This window comes from Imperialibacter sp., assembly GCF_048007035.1.
Taxonomy (GTDB): Bacteria; Bacteroidota; Bacteroidia; order Cytophagales; family Cyclobacteriaceae; genus Imperialibacter.
This window is the reverse complement of record NZ_CP180355.1, coordinates 171833-193700: the sequence shown is the minus strand read 5'-3', so window position 1 is coordinate 193700 and position 21868 is coordinate 171833. Positions and strand designations below refer to the sequence as shown.

General features: G+C 45.7%; 20 protein-coding genes. 10 read left to right on the top strand and 10 right to left on the bottom strand.

Annotation, left to right across the window (positions count from 1 at the left end; translation table 11 throughout):
* Window positions 1-171: 171 nt before the first annotated feature.
* The 5 genes from ACMVP2_RS00845 to pyrE all read right to left on the bottom strand — a co-directional run bounded on the left by ACMVP2_RS00845 (window position 172) and on the right by pyrE (window position 3989).
* Complete coding sequence (locus ACMVP2_RS00845) at window positions 172-1149, bottom strand: calcium/sodium antiporter (RefSeq protein WP_317487157.1); 978 nt, start codon at window positions 1147-1149, stop codon at window positions 172-174.
* A 123-nt stretch (window positions 1150-1272) separates the two neighbouring features.
* Window positions 1273-1674, bottom strand: a complete 402-nt coding sequence (locus tag ACMVP2_RS00840) for a response regulator (protein ID WP_339791799.1) — start codon at window positions 1672-1674, stop codon at window positions 1273-1275.
* A 231-nt stretch (window positions 1675-1905) separates the two neighbouring features.
* Window positions 1906-2370 (bottom strand): YHS domain-containing (seleno)protein, encoded by a 465-nt coding sequence (locus tag ACMVP2_RS00835; RefSeq protein WP_339791801.1) that lies wholly within the window; start codon window positions 2368-2370, stop codon window positions 1906-1908.
* 91 nt (window positions 2371-2461) lie between these two features.
* Window positions 2462-3334, bottom strand: coding sequence for an aldose 1-epimerase family protein (locus ACMVP2_RS00830; RefSeq protein ID WP_416866312.1), 873 nt, complete (start codon window positions 3332-3334; stop codon window positions 2462-2464).
* A gap of 4 nt (window positions 3335-3338) precedes the next feature.
* Complete coding sequence (pyrE, locus tag ACMVP2_RS00825) at window positions 3339-3989, bottom strand: orotate phosphoribosyltransferase (protein WP_416866311.1); 651 nt, start codon at window positions 3987-3989, stop codon at window positions 3339-3341.
* A gap of 198 nt (window positions 3990-4187) precedes the next feature.
* Between pyrE and ACMVP2_RS00820 the strand changes: the two genes are divergently transcribed.
* On the top strand, window positions 4188-4874 hold the full coding sequence (locus tag ACMVP2_RS00820) for an NUDIX hydrolase (protein WP_317487152.1): 687 nt from the start codon (window positions 4188-4190) through the stop codon (window positions 4872-4874).
* On the opposite strand, the gene coaD is transcribed toward ACMVP2_RS00820, so the two are convergent.
* The 4 genes from coaD to ACMVP2_RS00800 all read right to left on the bottom strand — a co-directional run bounded on the left by coaD (window position 4862) and on the right by ACMVP2_RS00800 (window position 7424).
* Window positions 4862-5317, bottom strand: a complete 456-nt coding sequence (gene coaD / locus ACMVP2_RS00815; RefSeq protein WP_152001001.1) for a pantetheine-phosphate adenylyltransferase — start codon at window positions 5315-5317, stop codon at window positions 4862-4864. The genes ACMVP2_RS00820 and coaD overlap by 13 nt on opposite strands.
* A gap of 32 nt (window positions 5318-5349) precedes the next feature.
* Window positions 5350-6237 (bottom strand): DUF3822 family protein, encoded by an 888-nt coding sequence (locus ACMVP2_RS00810; protein ID WP_416866310.1) that lies wholly within the window; start codon window positions 6235-6237, stop codon window positions 5350-5352.
* A gap of 6 nt (window positions 6238-6243) precedes the next feature.
* Window positions 6244-6834 (bottom strand): hypothetical protein, encoded by a 591-nt coding sequence (locus tag ACMVP2_RS00805; RefSeq protein ID WP_152001003.1) that lies wholly within the window; start codon window positions 6832-6834, stop codon window positions 6244-6246.
* Window positions 6835-6905: 71 nt separating this feature from the next.
* The gene (locus ACMVP2_RS00800; protein ID WP_416866309.1) at window positions 6906-7424 is read right to left on the bottom strand and encodes an NUDIX domain-containing protein; all 519 of its coding nucleotides are present in this window, start codon (window positions 7422-7424) and stop codon (window positions 6906-6908) included.
* 168 nt (window positions 7425-7592) lie between these two features.
* On the opposite strand from ACMVP2_RS00800, the gene ACMVP2_RS00795 reads away from it, so the two are divergent.
* The 4 genes from ACMVP2_RS00795 to ACMVP2_RS00780 all read left to right on the top strand — a co-directional run bounded on the left by ACMVP2_RS00795 (window position 7593) and on the right by ACMVP2_RS00780 (window position 12420).
* Entirely contained in the window at window positions 7593-8930 is a 1338-nt protein-coding gene (locus ACMVP2_RS00795; RefSeq protein WP_339791814.1) for an ATP-dependent DNA helicase, read from the top strand.
* An 86-nt stretch (window positions 8931-9016) separates the two neighbouring features.
* Complete coding sequence (locus ACMVP2_RS00790; protein ID WP_339791816.1) at window positions 9017-10690, top strand: sensor histidine kinase; 1674 nt, start codon at window positions 9017-9019, stop codon at window positions 10688-10690.
* 78 nt (window positions 10691-10768) lie between these two features.
* Entirely contained in the window at window positions 10769-11866 is a 1098-nt protein-coding gene (locus ACMVP2_RS00785; protein WP_416866308.1) for a mannonate dehydratase, read from the top strand.
* Window positions 11867-12006: 140 nt separating this feature from the next.
* The gene (locus ACMVP2_RS00780) at window positions 12007-12420 is read left to right on the top strand and encodes a DUF1573 domain-containing protein (RefSeq protein ID WP_339791818.1); all 414 of its coding nucleotides are present in this window, start codon (window positions 12007-12009) and stop codon (window positions 12418-12420) included.
* A 65-nt stretch (window positions 12421-12485) separates the two neighbouring features.
* Here ACMVP2_RS00780 and ACMVP2_RS00775 read toward each other — a convergent pair whose 3' ends face one another.
* Window positions 12486-14906: an ABC transporter permease gene (locus ACMVP2_RS00775; RefSeq protein ID WP_416866307.1), complete on the bottom strand. Its 2421-nt coding sequence runs from the start codon at window positions 14904-14906 to the stop codon at window positions 12486-12488.
* Window positions 14907-15208: 302 nt separating this feature from the next.
* On the opposite strand from ACMVP2_RS00775, the gene ACMVP2_RS00770 reads away from it, so the two are divergent.
* The 5 genes from ACMVP2_RS00770 (at window position 15209) to ACMVP2_RS00750 (ending at window position 21867) form a co-directional block, all read left to right on the top strand.
* Window positions 15209-18070, top strand: a complete 2862-nt coding sequence (locus ACMVP2_RS00770; RefSeq protein ID WP_416866306.1) for a PAS domain S-box protein — start codon at window positions 15209-15211, stop codon at window positions 18068-18070.
* Complete coding sequence (locus tag ACMVP2_RS00765) at window positions 18067-18750, top strand: LytTR family DNA-binding domain-containing protein (RefSeq protein ID WP_339791822.1); 684 nt, start codon at window positions 18067-18069, stop codon at window positions 18748-18750. The genes ACMVP2_RS00770 and ACMVP2_RS00765 overlap by 4 nt, the downstream gene beginning before the upstream one ends.
* Window positions 18751-18857: 107 nt before the next feature.
* Window positions 18858-20036 (top strand): glycosyltransferase family 2 protein, encoded by a 1179-nt coding sequence (locus tag ACMVP2_RS00760; RefSeq protein WP_339791823.1) that lies wholly within the window; start codon window positions 18858-18860, stop codon window positions 20034-20036.
* A gap of 2 nt (window positions 20037-20038) precedes the next feature.
* Complete coding sequence (locus tag ACMVP2_RS00755) at window positions 20039-20950, top strand: glycosyltransferase family 2 protein (protein WP_416866305.1); 912 nt, start codon at window positions 20039-20041, stop codon at window positions 20948-20950.
* On the top strand, window positions 20947-21867 hold the full coding sequence (locus tag ACMVP2_RS00750; protein ID WP_416866304.1) for a glycosyltransferase family 2 protein: 921 nt from the start codon (window positions 20947-20949) through the stop codon (window positions 21865-21867). Before ACMVP2_RS00755 ends, ACMVP2_RS00750 begins: the two co-directional genes overlap by 4 nt.
* Window position 21868 lies beyond the last annotated feature (1 nt).

Below are 21868 nucleotides of genomic sequence, written 5' to 3'. Positions count from 1 at the left end.
GAATATTGGCCGGAAGGTCGCTCTGCTATCTTATTTTTGAACTGATTGATCCTCTTTTTTTACTCTTGTAGGGAAATGTTGTCCTTTTTTGACGCAGTTTACTTCGATACGAGCCAGTTCCATGGGCAGGATTACCAGAATAAAATGCTTATGCGATCGGGCAAGTAGCTCCTAAGCACCAATCAGGTGATCTCTGTACACCAGATACATGTTATAAAAGACGAAAAACATCAGCAGTATAAGGGCTTCCCAGCGATCCAGGATTTTCTTCTCGCCGGTGAACATGGCAATAAACAGAATGACAGTGCCCGCCATAAACGTGATCATGTCCACATTGAAAATGGTCGGATACGGAATTGGGTTGATCATAGAACTGATAGACAGCACAAAAAACATATTGAAGATGTTCGACCCAACAATGTTACCGACAGCCAGGTCACTTTTCTTTTGAGTAGCTGCCACCACTGAGGTGGCCAGCTCCGGCAGCGATGTCCCCGCAGCCATAATGGTGAGGCCAATCAGCTGCTCGCTCACCTGAAGGTACCTGGCGATGTCTATGGCGTTGCTTACAACCAGCTTTCCGCCAATGGTCAGGCCAATAAGCCCCAAAATCATAAAAAGTATAGTCTTTGGCATTGCAATGACCTTGATCGGTTCATCACCTGATGAATCCTGACCTTTCTTCATCGAGAAAAAGACATAGACCAGAAATAGCAGGAAAAAGACAAACAAAATGACTCCTTCGACCACACTGATGATATTCTGGTCTCCCATGTTCAAGAGCACATCATTGGCAAAAAACAAGATGAGTAAACCCCCAAATAGAGAGTAGGGTATTTCTTTGAAAACGGTGCTTTTTTGCACCGAGAGGGGATAGACTACACCGGCTATGCCCAGAATGAAAAAAGTGTTGAAGATGTTGCTGCCAACTACGTTGCCCAACACCACATCCGTATGGCCCTCGTAAGAAGCGACTCCGTTGACTACCATTTCTGGAGCAGAGGTGCCAAATGCGACAATGGTGAGTCCGATAGCCAACTCAGGAACATTGTATCTCTTGGCTAGCGATGAGGCACCCGTTACCAGTAAATCAGCTCCTTTTATTAAAACAAAAAATCCGACAATGAGGAGAAAAAAACTCAGTATCATAGTTAGGGTCGATCAGTAAGCTTAGAAATATCAATTTTTCAAAAGCAATGAAAAATAAACATTCTTTCTCTTTTCTCTCTTTTATGTAAAGAGAAAATCAGCGATACCCGAAAATATAATTTGCTAGGCTGGAATCAAAATATCGTCCAGGCGTTCGTCGTCAATAGGTTTTACAATATAGTCCGTCACGCCATACATGCTTCTTGCCCGGTCAATGTCTGAATCCTGTATTGAACTTGATACGATGTAAAGAAGAATTTTCTTATTAACAAGAGGCCGAAGTCGGGCATATTCGTTTAAAAAATCCCAGCCATCCATAATGGGCATATTCAGGTCAAGGAAGATAACGTCTGGCAAAGGGCCGCCGGTCTTCACTACCTCGCCCAAATGCATGATGGCGTCCTTCCCGTTCTTGAAAGTATTTACCTCGGCAGAAAGTTTACGCTTCAGGATTTTCTTTTTGACGGCGTATTGATAGATGTCGTCATCGTCAACAACGTAGATAATCTCTATTCTGCGGTTCATGATGTAAAGCTAGAGGCCATAGGACAATTTTTGGTAAGACATTCTCTGTTCCCATCCATAGCTTTTTCAAGAATACGACCGGGATACTGGAGCCATCTCCATCGGTCATGTACAATCTTAAGGAATTAGGGTTTTGTGTGCGGTTTATTTCGACGACCACCGCTATTTTGTAGAGGAAAAAATGAGAGTTGCGCCTTTACACCATTTTGACCTAAATAATGTGCTAGAAAATCAATGATTAATTATAGAGGGCCAGTTTTTCTCTGCTGTTGTAAAGAATGTGTCCTCGTCTTTGTTCCAAAGAGTGAGCGTATTGGTGAAAAGCCTGTTGTAGAAAAGTAACAGCTTGCCCTGGTAGATTTTGTAGGTGAGTGGATCTACCTCTACCTTTTCGCCGGAAGTGCCCAGGGCATAGGCGCACCACCCGCCATACGACGGTTCATAAGCCGCTGGTGAATTAACGAACTCAGAGCGGTTGCTAGCTGAGCTAAACCAATACGTAACCCCTTTGTAGGTATACGACCATTTCGCTTCGCCTTTTTTTGGTTCTGGACTTTTGAAGTAGCTCACCGGGTCATAGCCGGATAGGGCAACACCATTTCTAGTCAGGTTGAAATTGTTTTTCCTTTGAGTTGCATCTTGAGCTACACCGATTTGAAAAACAAACAGAAGGAGAGTGAATATAAAGAGCTTCATGTTTTTTTATATACAAGCTCGAACGTGGCTGCTCTTCCCGGGTTTGTGTTCGGTTCGCTAATCTGATTGCTTGGTCATTCGGGAGACAGTTTTACCCGGCGATTTCGACAGTGAAGCCAAATGTTTCCGTTGCACCAGAGGCCAGGCTGCGAATGCCCTCCTTTTTTTCTAAAGCCTGATTGTGATTGACACTGTCAGCAATGCCGTTCCATGGCTCAAGGCAAACGAATTGAGATGTTCCTGACTTAGACCAGATGCCAAAGTAAGGGGCATCGAAATAGAAATTTAAGAACGGGGCCTCTCCGGCTTTTGCCAGTGACAATTTTTTTGAGGCAAGCCCCTTAAATACAAGCGCATCTTTGTCGAAGAGTGAGTCACTGATGGCCAGCCTGTTTTGCTCAAGGGAAAGGGGCTCGGTTTTGCCAGAAAGCAGTCCACCGTCGATTAGGTGTACAGCCACTGCCTCTTCTTTTTCAAAAATGATTTCGTAGTCCGACCTGTTGGCTTTGGGATGAACAGGAATACGAAATGCAGGATGGGCACCAACGGAATAGAGGAGGGGATCAGTGCCTGGGTTTTTTACAGCGTAGGAAATTCGGAGCGAGTTTCCTGAGAGCTCATACGTTACTGACAATGAAAAGTCGAAGGGATACACCAGCTTAAGCTTGTCATTTGACGTCAGCCCGAAAACCAGCTTTGATGTGGTTGATTCTAGCAAAGTAAACGGCTGGTCTCTTGCAAAGCCATGCTGTGGTAAGTGATATGTTTTCCCTTTGTACTCATAGCTGTCGCCTTTGAGCTTGCCCACTATGGGAAACAAAATAGGGCCGTGCCTGCCCCAGTCGGCTGGGTTAGCCTGCCAGACGTACTCTACACCACTGCTAACCCCTTTGATGCTACAGAGTTCTGCACCAAGTGTTTTAACACCAACAATGAGGTCTGACGAAGTAAGGCTATGATCCATTGGTTCAGGCTTTCCAGTTGGCGGGGTCAGTTCTCCAAGCTCCGAGCGATGCCACATGGGAGGCGTTGATATAGCCATTGTCGCTGGCTACTTTAATCAGCGACTCATAGTCGCACAGGCAAGCCAGGTTTACCTCGGCCCTGACGAAGTTTTGTTCGGCCTGAGGGAATCCGTAGGTAAATATAGCTGCCATCCCCAGCACTTGCGCTTTGGCTCCTCTAAGGGCGTCTACGGCTTTCAGGGAGCTGCCGCCAGTCGAGACTAGGTCCTCGACGACAACTACTTTCTGGCCAGTCTCTATCCTTCCCTCAATGAGATTTTCCATGCCATGGTCTTTCGGCTTGGAGCGCACATAGCAAAAGGGCAAATCAAGGCTGTCAGCCAAAAGTGCTCCCTGGGGAATGCCTGCTGTGGCCACTCCTGCAATGCCCTCAACACCAGGAAATTCCTTCCTGATAAGACTGACTAACTGTTCTTTCATGAAACTTCTTGTTTCAGGGTAAGATAGTGTCATCCTATTGTCGCAGTAAATAGGCGACTTCCAACCAGAAGCCCAGGTGAACGGCTTGTCGGGGCTAAGCTTTACTGCCCCAATGCTGAGCAAGTGTTTGGCGGTTGCGGCGGCAACGGAAGGGTCTGCAATTTTAATGTTCATGCTTCAAAAGTAACCATACTCGATAAAATTGCCATTTCTGGTCTAAGTTAAATATTGACCCTTGTAGGAATTAGTTGAAAGGCGCCTTGCAGTGGAAATTCAATGTGTCCTGGTTCGTATATTTTTTTAATGAATTCGTAGAAAAAACTTTTTCATATTGGAGAGAATTTACATTATTGGCCCTCCTAAGATCGCAACATGAAGATTTTCATCAACGATATTCCTGTCTCCATAAAAAAGCTCGATGAAGTGCAAAACTTTGAGCAATACAACCATATCGTTGACGGAAAGCGAGGTGGCATTGATACTAAAAAGTTGCAGGACGATGTGCTTGTTATCAATGCTTCGAAAGAAGATATAGATAAGCTTCTTCAGTTGATGACAAAAAAGAAGTTGAAAGACCTTGACGCAGTTACATTTGCAGTGAGCAAGCGCAAGGCGACCATCAATCACCTGAAGGAAAAGTTCAATATTGTTGAGGCTGCGGGTGGCGTGGTGGAGAAGGGAGATCAGATTTTGCTGATTCACCGACTTGGCAAATGGGACTTCCCAAAAGGAAAACTGGAGAAGAAGGAAACGCCGGAAATGGCAGCCGTGAGGGAGGTGGAGGAAGAGTGCAGGGTGAAGGTGCTTTTGGGCGAGAAGATTTGCGCTACCTACCACACCTATATCATGAACGAGAAGTACATCTTGAAAAAGACCCACTGGTACCGTATGGATCTCATAGATGATAGTCAAATGACTCCGCAAAAAGAGGAAAACATTGATGAGCTTAGGTGGATGGAAATAAGAGACGTAAGGGCCTCACTTTACAACTCCTACCGATCAATCAGGCACGTGGCCCGGGAATTTTATAAAGTGAAAAGAGAAGCTTATAACTCGTAGGGCAGAAAGGCCTTTACATCGCCACCATACTTATGTACTTCCCTGATAATGGTGGAACTAATGGGGGCGTACTTGGGGGAAGTAATCAAAAACATGGTTTCTATTTCGTCGTTCAGGTACCTGTTTACCTGCGAAATACTGTTCTCATATTCAAAGTCCGTCGTATTTCGGAGTCCTCTGAGTAGTACTTTAGCGCCCAGCCTTTTGGCGAGGTCTGCAGTCAGCTCGTCGTAGGTCACTATTTTTACCTGCGGATACTTCACAAAGGCGCTTTCTATCTTGCTGAGCATAGTCTCAAGCGGGAAATACCTTTTTTTCTGACTGTTGTGGCCAATGGCGATAATTACTTCGTCAAATAGTTTCAGGCTCCTAACCACAATGTCAAAATGCCCCAGGGTGAAGGGGTCGAATGAACCAGGAAAGACAGCGGTTTTATTTGGCATACAAAAAGTCTCTGGCTAAAAGTTAGCCAAGATTAGTCGCAAAGAAAAATATTGAACACATCGAAGCCTTTGTGATCGGGAATCTCGTCAAACACAAAGCTGAAAGAGAGATAGGAAGGACGGCTTCCAAACGAAATGTCACGGATATACTTTTTGAGCTCCTGAATATGCGGAGACTGTGGGGTTAAGCCACCCCAGAATAGCACTTTACTTTTCTTTTGCGACAGCTTCATTTCCTTAAACACAAGCATGATGTATTTAAGATAGTCAGCACTTTTTCGTACGGCAAACTGGTTGTAATAGTGTAGCTTTTTGTCAGAAGTGATTACCACGTGAAGGATGCCTTTGTCGACCAGGCAAAACATTGACTTTTCTCCTGAGTGGTCGTTGTATTTCAGAATGCCCTCAATGAATGCGCTTCCCTGGTGGACAACAATCACTTCTTTTTGATTGTACAACTCCCTGACCCAGTCTATCAGCTTCTTGTCGGCAGAGAACACGTTAACAGCATCGGTGCCAATGTGCTTATAGAAGTATACTTCTTCGTATCTGGGATTGAACGGGGTATTAAACGACAGATAGTCGACAAGCCCTTCCTTTGAGAATACCGGCTGAGGTACCAGCGCAAACTTATGGCTTTTGATCGAGAGCTTGATGGTGCTCCAAAAGCCCGCCATGAGCAGGTGATGATTCTCAAAAAGATCTTGAACGACTTGAAGACGGGCATTGACCGTCTTCACGTTTTCAAAGGCAAAGTCTTCATAAAGAAGACATCGATTGTCTCTGTTGTCGATTACACAAAACTGGAAATCACGGATGCCAACCTGAAGATACAAGCCATAGTGATGAAGGTCATCGACTTCAAACTTGGCGTCTTTGACCTTTTTTAAAAGCTTGTAGTTGGCTACGAGAGTCTCCAAAGGCAATTATTCCCAGTTTCCCGATGTGGTGATATTTGTTCTCGAACCGAAACGAAGCGGTTTGCGGTTAGTGATCTCGTTGGATTCTTTTCTGGCCGGATCAACCGGAGCAATGTCTCTTACTTCCACTACATCAACCATCACACCTGCTTTGTCAATCTTATCAGCCCACATATCGAACCTTTTACCGTCTGTTCCGGGGATAAGAGGAAGCGTGGCAAGGTCGAAATTAGGAAACTTGCTTGGGCTAAAAATAGAGTCTTTCACCAAAACTGTTCCTATTGTGTCAATTTCAACATAAATACTGTCAGCACCATAGTCAAGTGGAATAATGATCTCCGTTTTGTTTGTGATGTAAAAGCTACCTGTATCCACGAATGCAAGTAATTCATCCCAATTGCCAGAGTATTTTCCGTTTACTTTCTGGAAAGCTACCTGAGCCTCACGGATCATCTTAAGCTTGTTAATAACTCTCGCCTCAGTTTTGGCAATTCTTTCAGTGGTATCAATGTCAGTTTTGATGCTGCTGAAAAGATAATATCCTAAAGCTAGAGCAATAACTAGAATTACAATGGATAGAATTTTGGTGGTATTCATCTTTTGACTATTTGAGTGCTTAAGTTATTAGTTTACGAAACTATATGATTTTAATAGAAAACGCTATTTTATTAATTCTTTTCAAATTTAAAAAATCCTGTTTTACGAAGTAGGTCTTCCTTGCTGTGAACACCCTTTAAGATGTGATGGAGACTTTCCGGCGCAAAATCGTTCAGCTCCTTCAAAGATACAAAACGAACCTCATCTATTATTTGCTGGGAATCAGACATTTCAGGATCAACGCCTCTGCTCAGGTCTCCGCCTGTGGGCCGAACTTCGAAGAATAGTTCTATTGTTTGCAGGGGCGGGCCCACATATTCATAGACAAAAAGAAATCTAACAACTTCTATATAAAGGCCGGTTTCTTCTTTGAATTCCCGAATGAGGTTGGATTCGAGATTGGTGCCGTATTGCACGCCACCACCAGGTGGCGCCCACAGAAATCCGGCTGAAGTAAGGCCCAGGTGCTTGATCAACAGCAGCTTGTCTTCCCTGAAGCAAATGCCGCACACCCTCGTTCTTACTTCGTGCCCATACAGGCGCTCTACCTCCTGGCTAACATCCATCTTCAAATTTAGGGAAAATTCCATCACCCACCTGCCGGGTTTTGTATACACAATTCATTTCAATGTTTGATTTGAGCGGGCTATTGAAGAAATTCGACGTTTACAGATAACCACCTTCTCATTTTGCCCTTACCCTCCGAAGTACTCGAACGCCGTTTTCCGTTTGCACCCACAAACGGGCAGAGGGCTTTTATGGGCCTCCTGGATGAGCTGCTGAACGATGAAAAGCCGGGCCCGCAGATTCTGCTGCTGAGAGGCTATGCCGGAACAGGCAAGACGACCCTGGTTAGCCAGTTGGTAAATGTGCTACCACTTTTCAATCGGAAATATTCTCTGCTTGCACCTACCGGCCGGGCCGCAAAAGTGATGAGCGGCTATGCTAAACGCTCGGCATTCACGATCCACAAAGTGATTTACAAACAAACCTCGGAGCCGGGCAGCCAAAACCTGAAATTCAGCCGACAGAAAAACTATCAAAAAGATACCATCTTCATCGTGGATGAAGCATCCATGCTCTCCAACGAAAGCGACTTTGGGCAAAATGGGCTGCTGGCGGATCTCATGGAGTATGTTTTTGAAAAGGAGACGAACAGGCTTATTTTGGTAGGTGACGTGGCGCAGCTCCCGCCAGTCGGCCAAATTGAGTCACCGGCCATGAGTAGCGCTTACCTGCGCAGTCAATTTCATGTGGATGTGAAGGAAGTGGAACTCACTGAAGTGCTTCGCCAAGAAAAGGCGTCCGGTATTTTGGAAAACGCCACCGCTCTTCGGGAGCTGATAAAGGCTGAGAATTACACTCCCAGGTTCATAACCAGGCCGTTCAAAGACATCTTCCGGATGACCTCCGAGAAACTGGAGGAGGGGTTGAGGTATGCATATGACAAGTTCGGCCAGGAAAATACTATCATCATTTGTCGATCAAATAAGTCAGCAGTGATGTACAATCAATACATCAGGCGCCAAATCCACTTTATGGAAGACGAGATCAATGCGGGCGACATACTTCTTGCCACCAGAAACAATTATTTCTATTTCCCCGAGGATGCTCCGGGAGGATTTTTGGCCAATGGCGACTTTGTTGAAATCATGAAAATCATCAGTTTTCAGGAGGCGTATGGCTTTAGGTTTGCCGACCTCGAGCTACGAATGATCGACTATGATGCAGGCAAGTTTGAGGCGAAGGTTTTGCTGGAGTCGTTGCATGCGCCAACGCCCTCCATTGGCCCGGAGGATCATAAAAAGTTGTATGAGGAGGTGCTGAAGGACTATGAGGACCTGGCCAATAAAAAGGAAAGGGCAGAGGCTTTAAAGAAGGATCCGTTTCTGAATGCGCTTCAGGTTAAGTTTGCCTACGCTCTTACTTGTCACAAGTCGCAGGGCGGCCAATGGCAAGCAGTGTTCGTCGATCAGGGATACGTAAAAGACGATATGATAAATCAGGATTTTGTCAGGTGGTTGTATACGGCTGTCACACGGGCCACCGATGAGGTTTTTCTTGTTAACTTTGACGCTAAATTTTTTGGTGGCTAAGGAGCCTAAACCTATTTGAGGTTCCTTATGTGTGTTATTATAGTATCTTTTCGGTATATTAGTTAGCAATCAACCTGGGCCATTGTGTGAAAATTGACAACAAAGTCAGCCAAACTCAGCTGAGAAATATCTTGCCCTGGTGGACGTGGGCGGCTCCTCTTATTTTCTTTTTTGCTGCCAGCTATCTGTCGTCGATATACAGAATTTCTTCTACGGCTGCTCTGATTTACCTCCCAACTGCAATAGGAATAATACTTGTCAACTGGTGGGGGCCGGTTAGGGTGCTTCCCATGGTGTACGTCAATGCGGTCATTTGCGGGTACCTGTGGGGCGTGGATCCCTGGTATTTCCGTCCCTTGTTTGCGCTGCCCGAAACATCGTTTGTCTTCCTTTCATGGTACCTTTTTTCTGTAAAGAATCATGGGAAGTATTGGATACCGGATACGCACAACCTAAACCTGTTTTTGTTGTGGGGGATAATTATTCCCCTGTTCATTTCCTTCCTTTTTCTGAAGGTGCTATTCTTTTGGTTGTTCCAAGTGCCGATTGTGATGTTTTCCAGCACTGCTGTACTTGGCTGGCTGAGGGAGTTTATGTGTAATTTTGGACTAAGCCTTCCAATCCTATATTTTCTAACACCTGTAATGGGGCGGCGTGGCCTGCTCGCTATTCATTTTGATTTCAACGACTACAGCCCTAAAATCCCTGGTAAGGATAGACTTCTGGTAATTGCTATCTACTTTTTAATCTTCATGATGTCATTTTTTGTCGGACTGGATCAATACTGGTTTGTGTATGGTGTTTTTTCACTTTGGTTTGCTTTGCGTTTTGGGTTTGGAATGGCAGTCCTCACCAACTCTTTCATCTTTATACTTGCCTATATTATCCCTGTCATCAGGGAGATAGAGGCGATGGGGGAGTACACGATTGATCCTGTTTTGATCAATATTTACCTCGGCACCAGCCTGCTCTATGTGTTTTCGGCGATAACAGGCAGGGTGATCGATGACATAAATTTCGCCAGGGAGCAAATCACCGATCAGGTGATTCGGCTGGAAAGGGCCAACAGTGAACTAAAGACAACCAACAAGGAGCTGGACCACTTTGTTTACAGTGTTTCTCATGATCTCACGGCACCTCTTAAATCGATAAAAGGGCTGGTTAGCCTCAGTACACTCACTCAGGACCAGGCGGAGCATAGAACTTATTTCAATAAGATTGAGGACAGCGTCAGGAAACTAGAACAATTTATTGTGGAGGTGCTCGATTTCTCGCATGTCAAGCGAGTGGAGGCAGACTACCAGCGCATAGATATGCAGGAACTGATTGCCGATATCATTGAAGACGTTCGCTATATGGATGGATTCGATGCTGTTGAGATTGACTTCTCGTCACTTACTGTGGGTGAGATCATCAATGATAAAACAAGCGTTCGGGTGATTTTGGCCAACCTGATTGGCAATGCCATTGCGTATAGAAAGAAAAATGAGAACCATTCGGCCAAAATTACTATCACCTCCCGAAAGAAAGGCAGCGAGGTATCTATCATGGTGAGTGACAACGGTGAGGGAATAAAGCCAGAGATACTAAAAAGAATTTTTGAGATGTTTTATCGAGGCACTACCAGCTCTAAAGGATCGGGACTTGGGCTTTATATCGCCAGCGAAGCTGCACAAAAGATCAAAGGGAAGATTACTGTCGAATCTGAGTTTGGTATGGGTTCTGTTTTCACACTTCACCTGCGAACCGTTCATAAGTAGTTAACCTTTTGAAGTTTTCTCTTTTTGTTAACTTACCTGGCAGGTTAGACCAACTCGCAACACCTAATATTTGAGAACATGGAAAAGTCGAGGAGACAGTTTATAAAGGGCACTGCCTCGCTGGCAGCGCTCTCCGGCCTGGGAAACAGTTACGCATTTGGTGAGGGCATCAGGCGGGATCCACAAGTGAAAGATGAGCTACAAATTTGCATGTCATATTTCTACGGTATGCAACCGCAAAAATTGGCTTTGCAACGCCAAATGGGTGTGGATGGAGCGGTTTGCTCCGTAAGTCCCAGTATGGCTGGGGTGCCAGGCAAAAAACCGTGGGACTATGAGACTATCCAGGGGCTGAAGGATGTATTCGCCAAAGAGGGATTGGTACTCCGGGTATTGGAAGGGCCGCCAACACTTGAAAAAACCAAGTTGGGCCTGCCTGGGAGAGACGAGGAGCTTGACAATTTTATTACGTTCTTAAAAAGCAGCTCCAAAGCGGGCATCGACACTGTGTGTTACAACTGGATGCCTGTCATTAGCTGGCACCGCAGCCAGGTCGACAAGAGGGGCCGAGGGGATGCTTTTGTTACTGCGTTTAACTACGAAGACGTAAAAGACCAGCCTCTCACCGAGTACGGCGAAATTTCGGCGGAGAAAATGTGGAGTAACCTCGACTATTTCCTGAAGGCAATTATGCCGGAAGCGGAAAAAGCTGGTATTAAAATGGCCATGCACCCTGATGACCCGCCAATACCCAACATCCGGGGTATTGCGAGGATCATGACCTCAGTGGAGGCCTTCAAACGTATGCTTGATATGCATTCAAGCCCAAGCAACGGGCTCACTTTCTGCCAGGGCACCTTTGCCACTATGGGGGAAGATATTCCGTCGGCCATCAGGTATTTTGGCAAAAGAGATCGCATCTACTTTGTGCACTTCCGTGACATCATTGGCGACAAATGGAAGTTTGAAGAAAGCTTTCACGACAATGGCAAAACAGATATGTATGAAGCCATGAAGGCCTACTATGATGTCGGCTTCAAAGGGCCTATCAGGCCGGATCATGTGCCGACGATGGAAGGAGAGGAAAACAATCATCCCGGGTATGGCATTCTTGGCAACCTTTATGCTATAGGGTATATGCGGGGCCTAATGGAGGCTGTGTCGAAGAGCAGCTAAGTTTCTTTGCTCTGAGAAATTTATTTACTTTTGTTAATGTAGGTGGATAAAAACGCTTCTCTGGCATTAGAAATGGAACTATTGGTTACCTACATCGTTGTTTGTGTATTAAAATTGAGTTTTACAAAATATAATTGAATATGAGAAAGTTTGCTTGGTTAGTAGTTTTTATGCTGGTATCGGCAGTAGCTGTACAAGCTCAGGATGCGGCTACAGAAAAGAAGGGCCCTGAAATTAAGTTTGAAGAGTCTACTCACGATTTTGGCGACATTACGCAAGGCGATAAGGTGGAATATGTATTTGCCTTTGCAAATAAGGGCACTGAGCCTCTGATTCTGTCGAGAGTGCTGACAACGTGCGGGTGCACAGCCCCTAGCTGGCCAAAAGAGCCAATCGCTCCGGGAGAAAAAGGTGAAGTGAAGGTGTCGTTCAACAGCGCTGGGAAAATGGGTATGCAAAACAAGGTGATCACCATTATTTCTAACGCTACCAATAGCAGCGAAAGGATCAGCATTACCACAAACGTTTTGCCTAAGAAAGAAGCAGGGGAGTAAAGAAGAGATTCCTTTTTGAAAGGCAGAGGCCAGCGCAAGTAAATTGGGCTGGCCTCTTTTTTATGTTATTCGCTTCTGAGGGAGTTTACCGGGTTGGCACGGGCAGCCCGCCATGTTTGAAAGCTCATGGTGAGCCAGGCCACTACCAACGATAGCAAGCCCGCAATGAAAATGGTCACCAGGCTGAGGTCGGTACGGTAAGCAAAGTTGTCGAGCCATTTGCCAACAGCAAAGTAGGCTGTAGGCGCCGCTATGACAAAGGAAATGCCAATCAGCTTCACAAACTCCCAGGAGAGCAGCCCCATAATGCTGGAAACACTGGCGCCAAGCACCTTGCGTACGCCAATTTCTTTGTTGCGTTGTTCTGCCGTGAAAGCTGCAAGCCCAAACAGCCCAAGGCAGGCAATAAACACAGCCAGCGAAGCAAACACCATAAAGATGGAGCCTATACGCATTTCCGACTTGTGCACTTCCTCAAACTGCTGGTCGATGAAGTTGTAGCTGAAAGGCTGCCCTGGGCCAAACTGCTCCCAGGTGCTCTTCAGGCTGGCGATGGTTTGATCAATATTGTCGCCAGCCACTTTGAAAGTGATATTTCCCCGGCTGCTGGCCAGCTTCATCATCAATGGATAAATGCTCTCCCTAAGTGACGCATAGTGGAAGTCGCCCATAACGCCAATGATTTTGTAAGAAACAATGTCATCGTCGTCGCCATGGGTAGAAATCAATTCTCCGATCGGGTTTTCAAGGCCAAACTGTTTGACAAATGCCTCATTGACTACAATAGCAGAAGAGTCACTCGGAAACTCCCTTGAGAAGTTTCGCCCAACCTTTATTTCAATCCCAAATGTGGGCACGTAGTCCTGATCCACACGCCAATCACTGACTATGTGGGATTCATTTTGAGGGTTTTTCCCTTTGAAGTAGAGGTTGTTGTTGTTGTTTCCATTAACAGGCAGAAAGCCGCTGAGTGTGCCGCTAACGACAGCTGAATTTCGCAGTGCTTCAGTTTTGAAGGCGTTGAGGTTGTCTTTCAAAAGCCAGGGATCGTTGATAATGATCAGGTGATCTTTCTGATAGCCCAGCTTTTTGTTTCGTATGAAATTCAATTGATCATAAATAACCATAGTGCCCACTATCATAATAATGGATAGTGTGAACTGGAAGACAACAAGAATGCTACGGATGGCCCCACTCTTCATGCCGAGGTTGAGCTTGCCTTTAAGCACCTCTACAGGTTTGAAGCCAGAGAGGTAGAAGGCCGGGTAGCTACCAGCCAATAAGCCTACGGCAACGATCAACCCTAAGATGGTGATAATAAATCCTGGTGTAAGCAAGGCACTGATGGCTAATTGCTTTTCGGCCAGTGTATTGAACGAGGGCAGGAGCAGAAAGCATAACCCGTAGGCCAGCATAAATGAAAAGAAGCTCAGGATAAGTGCCTCTGCCAGAAACTGGCGGACGATGAGGGGTCGCTGGGCGCCCAACACTTTTCGAACGCCAACCTCTTTGGCCCGGTTTGCAGAGCGTGCCGTTGACAGGTTCATGAAATTGATGCAGGCAATCAGCAAAATGAAGAAGGCGATGACCGAAAACAGGTAGACATACGTAACGTCACTGTTTGCTTCAAACTCGCCGAGCTTGCTGGAGTTGAGGTGAATGTCCTTTACCGGGTATAAGGCATAGCCCAATTGTCCGCCCGTTTCGTGAAACTCTTCCATGCTCTGCCCCATGAACTTTTGAATTTCAGGCCCAATGTATTTGACGATCATGTCGGGGAATTTTGCTTCAAGGGCAGAAGCAGTGTTCTCAGGTTTAATTTTGAGGTAAGTGACAAAATTGAAGCCCATCCACTGCGTATTGAAAGCTTCGCTTGTACTGGTAATTGAGAATAGCACGTCGGCATGAAAGTGCTGATTACTGGGCATTTCTTTGTACACAGCTGTAACCTCAAAGTTGTCCCAGCCCTGCACTTCTATGGTTTTGCCAACCGCAGGCTCATCACCAAAATATTTTTTTGCTATCGACTCGCTTATAGCTGCCTTTTTTGGGGCGGCCAGTGCTGTTGCTGGATCTCCTTCAACCAGGGGAAGCTGAAAAAACTCAAAGAAGTTTGAGTCAGCCAGCAGTATTTTCTCCTCATTGAAGATTTGCATCTGGCCCTGGGGCTTGATCATTTCATTGCCTCTTTCCCGCATCCTGACTGCCGATTCCACCTCCGGGTAGTCGTTCATGAGAGCTTGCGCCGCAGGTACGCTCGAAAGGGAAGTGATGAAAGTGTTGCCGCCAATAGTGCCCGTGAAATCGAGTCGGTAGAGCCTTTCAATGGCTGGTAGGTGCTTGTCGTAGCTCAGCTCATCTTTCACGTAGAGTGTGATCATCAGAAAACATGTGATGCCAATAGAGAGCCCAAGAATGTTGATGAAGGAGTAGAATTTGTGCTTCAGAATGCTTCTGAAGGTGACATTAAAAAAGTTTTTAAGCATAGTAAGTTAGTTTTGACCTCGCTGGTTAGATGCGCCAAGCAGTCTTCAGGTTGCGTTGAAGTGGTGATTCTTTTTAAATGATATGAGGTGGGTTTTGTGTAGTCGGGCCCAGGGTAGCAATGCCGCATAGAGCAAGGCCCAGCCTCCAGTTCTACTTGTTTTTGCCTTTAGTGAATAAATAACAAGCGAGATTGCTTTCAAAAATCATATTGCATGATATTCCCTTCTTATTATCAAAAAAGCTGAAGAAGTTGTATTTTTTGGATTAATCCACGGATCACCACAAACCTCTGGCAGCTGGAATGGGCGAATTGGAAGACTTAAGGAAGCAATTGGAGAGAGAAGTTGCTTTGCGGAAGCAAGCTGAGGCTGTGCTTGTGTCGAGAACCAAGGAACTTGATAGTGCCAACAAAGAGCTGATAGCACTAAACGAGAGCCTGGAGGTGAAGATAGAGGAGAGAACCAAACAGGCAGAGGAAAGTGAGCTGAGGTATCGGCAAATTATTGATTCTGCCAGCGACTTTATCTACGAAACAACAGGAAAAGGTATCATCACGCTGGTGAACCCGGTAGCGGTCAAAAGTTTGGGGTTCAGCGACAAATCCGAAATTATTGGGAGAAAATTTGTCGATTTTGTACCTGACAAATTCAAGAAACAGGTACTGTTTTTCTACCAGCAGCAAAGAATTGAGAAGGAGAAACGCAGTTTCAGTGTGGTGCCAGTTGCCGGCGTCAATGGCCAATGGATTTGGATAGAACAAAATGTACAGTATTTCTACAATCCTTCCGGCAAGCTTCTCAAGGTAAGCGCCGTAGGAAGGGATGTCACGAAGCGAATAGACTCGGAGCAGGAATTGCTGAAGGCAAGTTTAAGGCTCACTTCGCTAATCGGTAGCCTCAATGCGGGCATTTTGGTGGAAGATGAGCACCGCAAAATTGTGTTGGTGAATGAGAAATTTTGTTCCATTTTCAATATTTCTGCTCAGCCCGATGATCTGATTGGTGCCGACTACAGTGATTCTGCAGAAGAGACTAAACATTTGTTTGCCAATCCCGCTGCTTTTACCAAGCGCATAGAACAACTGCTGAACAAGCAGCAGCCTGTGAGCCGGGAAGAGCTGCTGATGAATGACGGCACTGTACTACTCCGTGACTACATCCCGATTTTTGAAGGCGAAACCTACCTGGGCCATCTGTGGCACTATTTGGATATTACAGAAGATAAAAACCAGGAAAAGCGACTAAAGCTGAGCGAAGAAAAGTACAGGGGGCTTATTGAAAACATGGAGCTGGGCCTCCTTGAAGTAGACAGAGATGGGCGAATAATAAAAGCGTACCAGAGATTCTGCGAAATGACTGGCTATACCACTGCGGAGCTCGTCGGGAAAAAAGCCAACGACCTGCTTGTACCTCCTGAATCCTTGGCGGTTATCGAAAAGCAAGACGCAGAAAGGCTTGAGGGCAAGGGCAATATTTACGAGATAGAAATACTGAATAAAAGTGGTGAGAGAATATGGGTGCTGATTAGCGGAGCTCCTTTCTATGATGAAAAGGGAGTTATTCAGGGATCACTGGGCATTCACTACGACATCACTGACAGGAAGAGACTGGAGGAAGAGCTTCGGATCGCCCGCAACAAAGCCGAAAAGGCCATGCTGGCAGAAAAACAGTTTTTGGCTAACATGAGCCACGAGATCCGCAATCCAATCAATGCGATCGTTGGGATGTCGAACCTGCTGGGAGACACGGCATTGGATCAGCGGCAAAGCGACTACCTTAAAACAATCAAATTTTCGACAGAGATACTGCTCGGATTGATATCCGGTATCCTTGACCTGTCTAAAATAGAAGCGGGGCTGTATGAGCTGGCCGAGGAGCCCGTTAACATCCGGGACGTGGCAGAATCGGTCATGAAGACCTTTGAGGTGAAGGCGGGCAAGGGCGATATCAATTTTTTCACCGACATATCGCCTGGTGTTCCCGAGACTCTTTTGGCCGACCCTACCGCCCTGAATCAGATTTTCATCAATCTGGTGGGTAATGCTGCCAAGTTCACTGAAAAAGGCTTCATCGTTATCGCTGCTAAGGTGCTGGAGAAAATAGGGGACTCGGTTAAAGTGGAATTTTCTGTGTGGGACACAGGCATTGGCATATCGGCCGACAAGCAAGCGATGGTTTTTGAGTCATTTAAACAGGCCGACAAGGAAACCAAGCTTAAGTATGGTGGCACCGGCCTTGGCCTTTCAATAGTGAAACACCTGGTGGAAATGATGGGTGGCACCATACAACTCGAAAGTGAAGAAGGTCAGGGAACCACTTTTCGGGTGACTCTTGATTTAAGGTTGGGCGAAGCCGAGCTAGCCGAGGAACCAAGCCATGATAGTAGTTCTCCTCCCGACCTTAGCAGGGTGCTGATAGTGGAAGACAATGAAATGAATCAGCAATACCTTTCGGGGTTGTTTTTTAAATGGGAAATTACCTGTGATATAGCTAATAATGGGGTTGAAGCACTCGAATTCGTTGAAAATTATGTTTATAATTATATTTTAATGGATATTCGGATGCCTAAAATGGATGGTTATGAAACAACCATACGGATTAGGAGCATGGAAAATAATCCAAATTGCACAGTTCCGATTATTGCGTTGACTGCTTCAGCTTTGGTAGATGAGCGCAACAGAGCCCTCGAAGTAGGCATGAACTACCATTTGACTAAACCGTTTACTCCTGAGCAATTGCTCAAGGCCCTAAAGGATCAGAAAATGCAGGAGAAAGAGAAAAAATCGGCTGATTTTGAGTTTTCAGCTTCTTTGGATAGAGAGCATCTTTACATGATGTATGAGGATGATGTAGAAAGGGCTTCTATCATTTTTCAGATTTTTGTTGATGGCATTGCCAGCGAGATTGAGCTTTTGAAACAGCTGGAAAAAGAAGGAAACGAAGCGGAATTCATTCGGAAGGTGCACAAAATATCTCCCAACTTTGCTATGGTGGGACTTACCAAAGTCTCAGAGCTCCTTGTTGAAATAGAAACCGAGGGAAAAGCATCAGGAATGACTGATTTACTCAAACAGAAGTTCGCAAAATTTATTGGGGATATTGATCCTAAGTTGCAAATTGTAGAGAATGAGTTGGCCAGGATCAAAAATCACTTAATACAATGAGGTGTCTGATAGTTGACGATGATGAGATGGCGAGAAAATCGCTGGAGATGATGTGCGACAAAATTGAAGACCTCACCGTGGTGGGCATGTGTGAGAATGGGCTGGAGGCACTCAATTTTTTGAACAAAGAAGAAGTAGACTTGATCCTGCTTGATATTGAAATGCCTGAACTTAACGGCATGGAGCTGGTTCGAATGAAGCCTGACATTCCGCAGGTGATTTTCACCACCACCCTCAAAGAGTACGCCCTTGAAGCATTTGAATACAAGGTGACCGATTACCTTCATAAGCCCATTGTTTTGAGCAGGCTTTTAAAAGCCATTGATAAGGCACGAGAGGTGCACGGTAAAAAGACATCCAAAGAGATTAACGAACTCTACGTAAAAGTAGATGGGAGGCATGTAAGGCTTAGCCTGGATGACATATTGTATATCGAATCTATTGGCGACTACGTCGTTTTTCACACCGAGAAAAAAGAAAAATTCATCGTCCATTCCACTTTAAAAAACATTGATGCTAAAATAGACAACAGCAAGTTTTTGAAAGTGCACAGGTCTTACATAGTGAACCTCTCCAAGATTGTGGATATTGAGGAAACTAACCTGGTGATTAAAGACAAAGTAATACCTATCAGCAGGGCACATAAGCCCGTTTTGATGAACCATATCAAAACTCTCTGATTCCCTCTTCCACCGATTCAATCCAAAAATCGACAGTTCGTCCCCAACTATCGAATACTTAGGCCCCAAGCACTGGTCACCCGCTAATTTGGTGGAAAAGATCAGAAATGGAAATCCTAATTGTAATCAGTATTGTTGCGCTAAGCATTCTTTTCTACAGCTACCTGGGCTATGGCATTGTGCTGTTCGCCCTGGTGCAGATTAAGAGATTTTTTGCGCCTAGAAAGCCGGTCGAGATGACGGAATGGCCTGAAGTTACAATGCTCGTAGCCGCCTACAATGAGCAGGATTGCGTAGAGGATAAAATCAGGAATTCACTGAGCCTTAGCTACCCGTCAGATAAGATCAAGTTTCTTTTTGTCACTGACGGCAGTACAGATAAAACCAACGAAATCATTACGAAATACCCAGCCATTACCCTGGAGCACAGACCAGAACGGAAAGGTAAACTTGCGGCTGTGGAGCGGGTAATGAAGTCGATTACTTCTCCGATTACCATTTTCACCGATGCCAATACCCTGCTTAACAATGAAGCGATCACCAACATGGTTCGCCATTTTGCTGATCCGTCGGTGGGTGCCGTGGCTGGAGAGAAAAGGATCGAGCAAACCAATGCCGACGATGCTTCAGCCGCCGGTGAAGGTATCTACTGGAAATATGAATCGAAGCTTAAACAATGGGACTCAGAGCTGCACTCAGTGGTGGGCGCAGCCGGCGAGCTTTTTGCCGTGAGAACTTCCCTTTATGAGCCAGTGCCTGCCGATACCCTGATCGAAGATTTTGTACTCACAATGGGAATAGCCGCTAAAGGGCATCGGGTAGTATATGAGGCACAGTCATATGCCCTTGAAACGGCTTCCCTTTCTATTACCGAAGAAATCAAGCGGAAGGTGAGAATTGCCGCCGGCGGACTTCAGGCAGTAGGGCGCATGAGCGGACTGCTTAATCCTTTCCCCAACCCTGTATTGACCTTTCAGTATGTGTCGCATCGGGCACTTCGCTGGACACTCGCTCCGCTGATGTTGCCGCTTCTTCTCGTCACCAGCTTTATGCTGGCTCTTCAGGGCTACTTGCCAGGCACGATTCTCTTCGTTGCCCAGATAGCATTTTATGTAATGGCGGCCGTGGGTTACATACTTGAAAAGCGAAAAACAAGGCTGAAGATTCTGTACATCCCCTTGTACTTCACCATCATGAACGTTTCTGTTTTCCGGGGCCTATGGCGACTAATAAATGGTAAGCAGTCGGCCGTGTGGGAAAAAGCGCAAAGAAAATTAGCAGTATAAGTATGGTATCGATCATCACAGTTAATTATAACAATACTAAAGTCACCCTGGAACTGCTTCGGAGCATTGAAAAGCTGGGGATGAAAGACATTCAGATGGTGGTGGTAGACAATGGGTCCCGGGAGAACCCGGGCCCGTTGTTGAAGGCTCAGCATCCGTGGATCACGTTTGTAAGAAGCGACATCAACCTCGGCTTTGCCGGTGGCAACAACCTCGGCATCAGAAAAGCAAAAGGAGACTACTTCTTTTTCATCAATAACGACACTGAATTCAAGGCCGATATTTTGCCCAGGCTGGTGTCGCTGATGCAGAGTCACCCGGCCATTGGTGTGCTGTGCCCACTGCTTTATTATTTCGATAGGCCGGATGTAATGCAGTATGCAGGCTTCACTCCATTCAACAAAGTGACCTGCCGCAACGAATGCCTGACAGCAACGGCAGCAGCAGATGACGAAGGACTGAGCTACACAAGCTTTCCACATGGGGCGGCTATGATGATTCCTAAGAGAGTAGTGGAAGCAGTGGGCATGATGCCAGAAACATACTTTCTCTACTATGAAGAGCACGACTGGGCTGAGATGATCAAGAAACATGGATTTAAGATCGCTGTTGACACCCAATCGATGCTGTTTCACAAGGAGTCGCAAACCGTAGGCCCAATCAGTGAGCTGAAAAGCTATTTTATGAGCAGAAATAGGATCTTGTTCATGCGTCGTAATTCAAGGTCTTTCTACCTGACTTTGTTTTGGATCTACTTTCTTTTGGTGGCCACACCAAAAAGCCTGGTTTCCTATGCTTTGAAGAATCAGTGGGGCAATATCAAGGCTCATTTAGCAGGTATTGGCTGGAATTTTCAGTCGCCTATCTACTCCCAAAAAATCGGTTACAAGTTTAATAATCTAAGATACTCATGAGCTCACGATTCAATGTGCCCAGCTGGGTGAGAAAACATAATTTAAGCGATGGTGACTGGAAGAAGGCTTCGGCCGCTCAGCTGGATGCCATCAAGCACGGACTTTCAAAGTTCAACAGCAAAGACCCGATAGTTTCGGTGGTGATACCAGTGTGGAATGAGGAGAAAAACTTGCTAAGAACACTTTCTTCCTTTTCGGCCATGGAGCTGAAATACCCAACTGAATTGATCATCGTTAACAATAACTCGACTGACAGCACTCAGGCATTACTGGACAGGCTGGGAGTGAGGTCGTTACTTGAAACGAAACAAGGCATCGCTCATGCCAGGCTGGCCGGACTGAGAGCGTCTAAAGGCAAGTATCAGCTTTGTGGGGATGGCGATTCGTTGTACCCTCCGCACTGGGTCGAGACCCTGGTAAAGCCACTCATGGACAATGAGAAAATCACCTGTGTGTATGCCAACTACAGCTTCTTACCCTTTGGAAAGGCCGGTCGTATCCAGCTTGGTTTCTATGAACTATTGGCAGAGATTCTTTTCGAATACAGACGCATCAGGCGAGAGTTTTTGAATGTGCGTGGTGCCAACTTTGGGTTCCGCATAGAGCAGGGGCTGGCTGTAAAAGGCTTCGAAATGCCTGTGACACGGGTTTTTGACAACGATGAGTCGAGTGCCAACTTCGTTGTTTTTGGAGAAGATGGCCGGATGGGGCGGAAGCTTGGAGAGATTGGAAAGCTGAAGCTGGTGCGCAACAACAAAGCCAGGATGTGGACCAGCTCAAGAAGGCTGCTGAAGGATGGCACACTGTTCAATGCGTTTATCAAAAGAATTCAGAAAGAGTCAGGAAAGCTAATTGAATACGCTTTCGGGCCAAAAAAATTAAAGCATACTACCGATGATTTCGTCACCAAATCGTAAG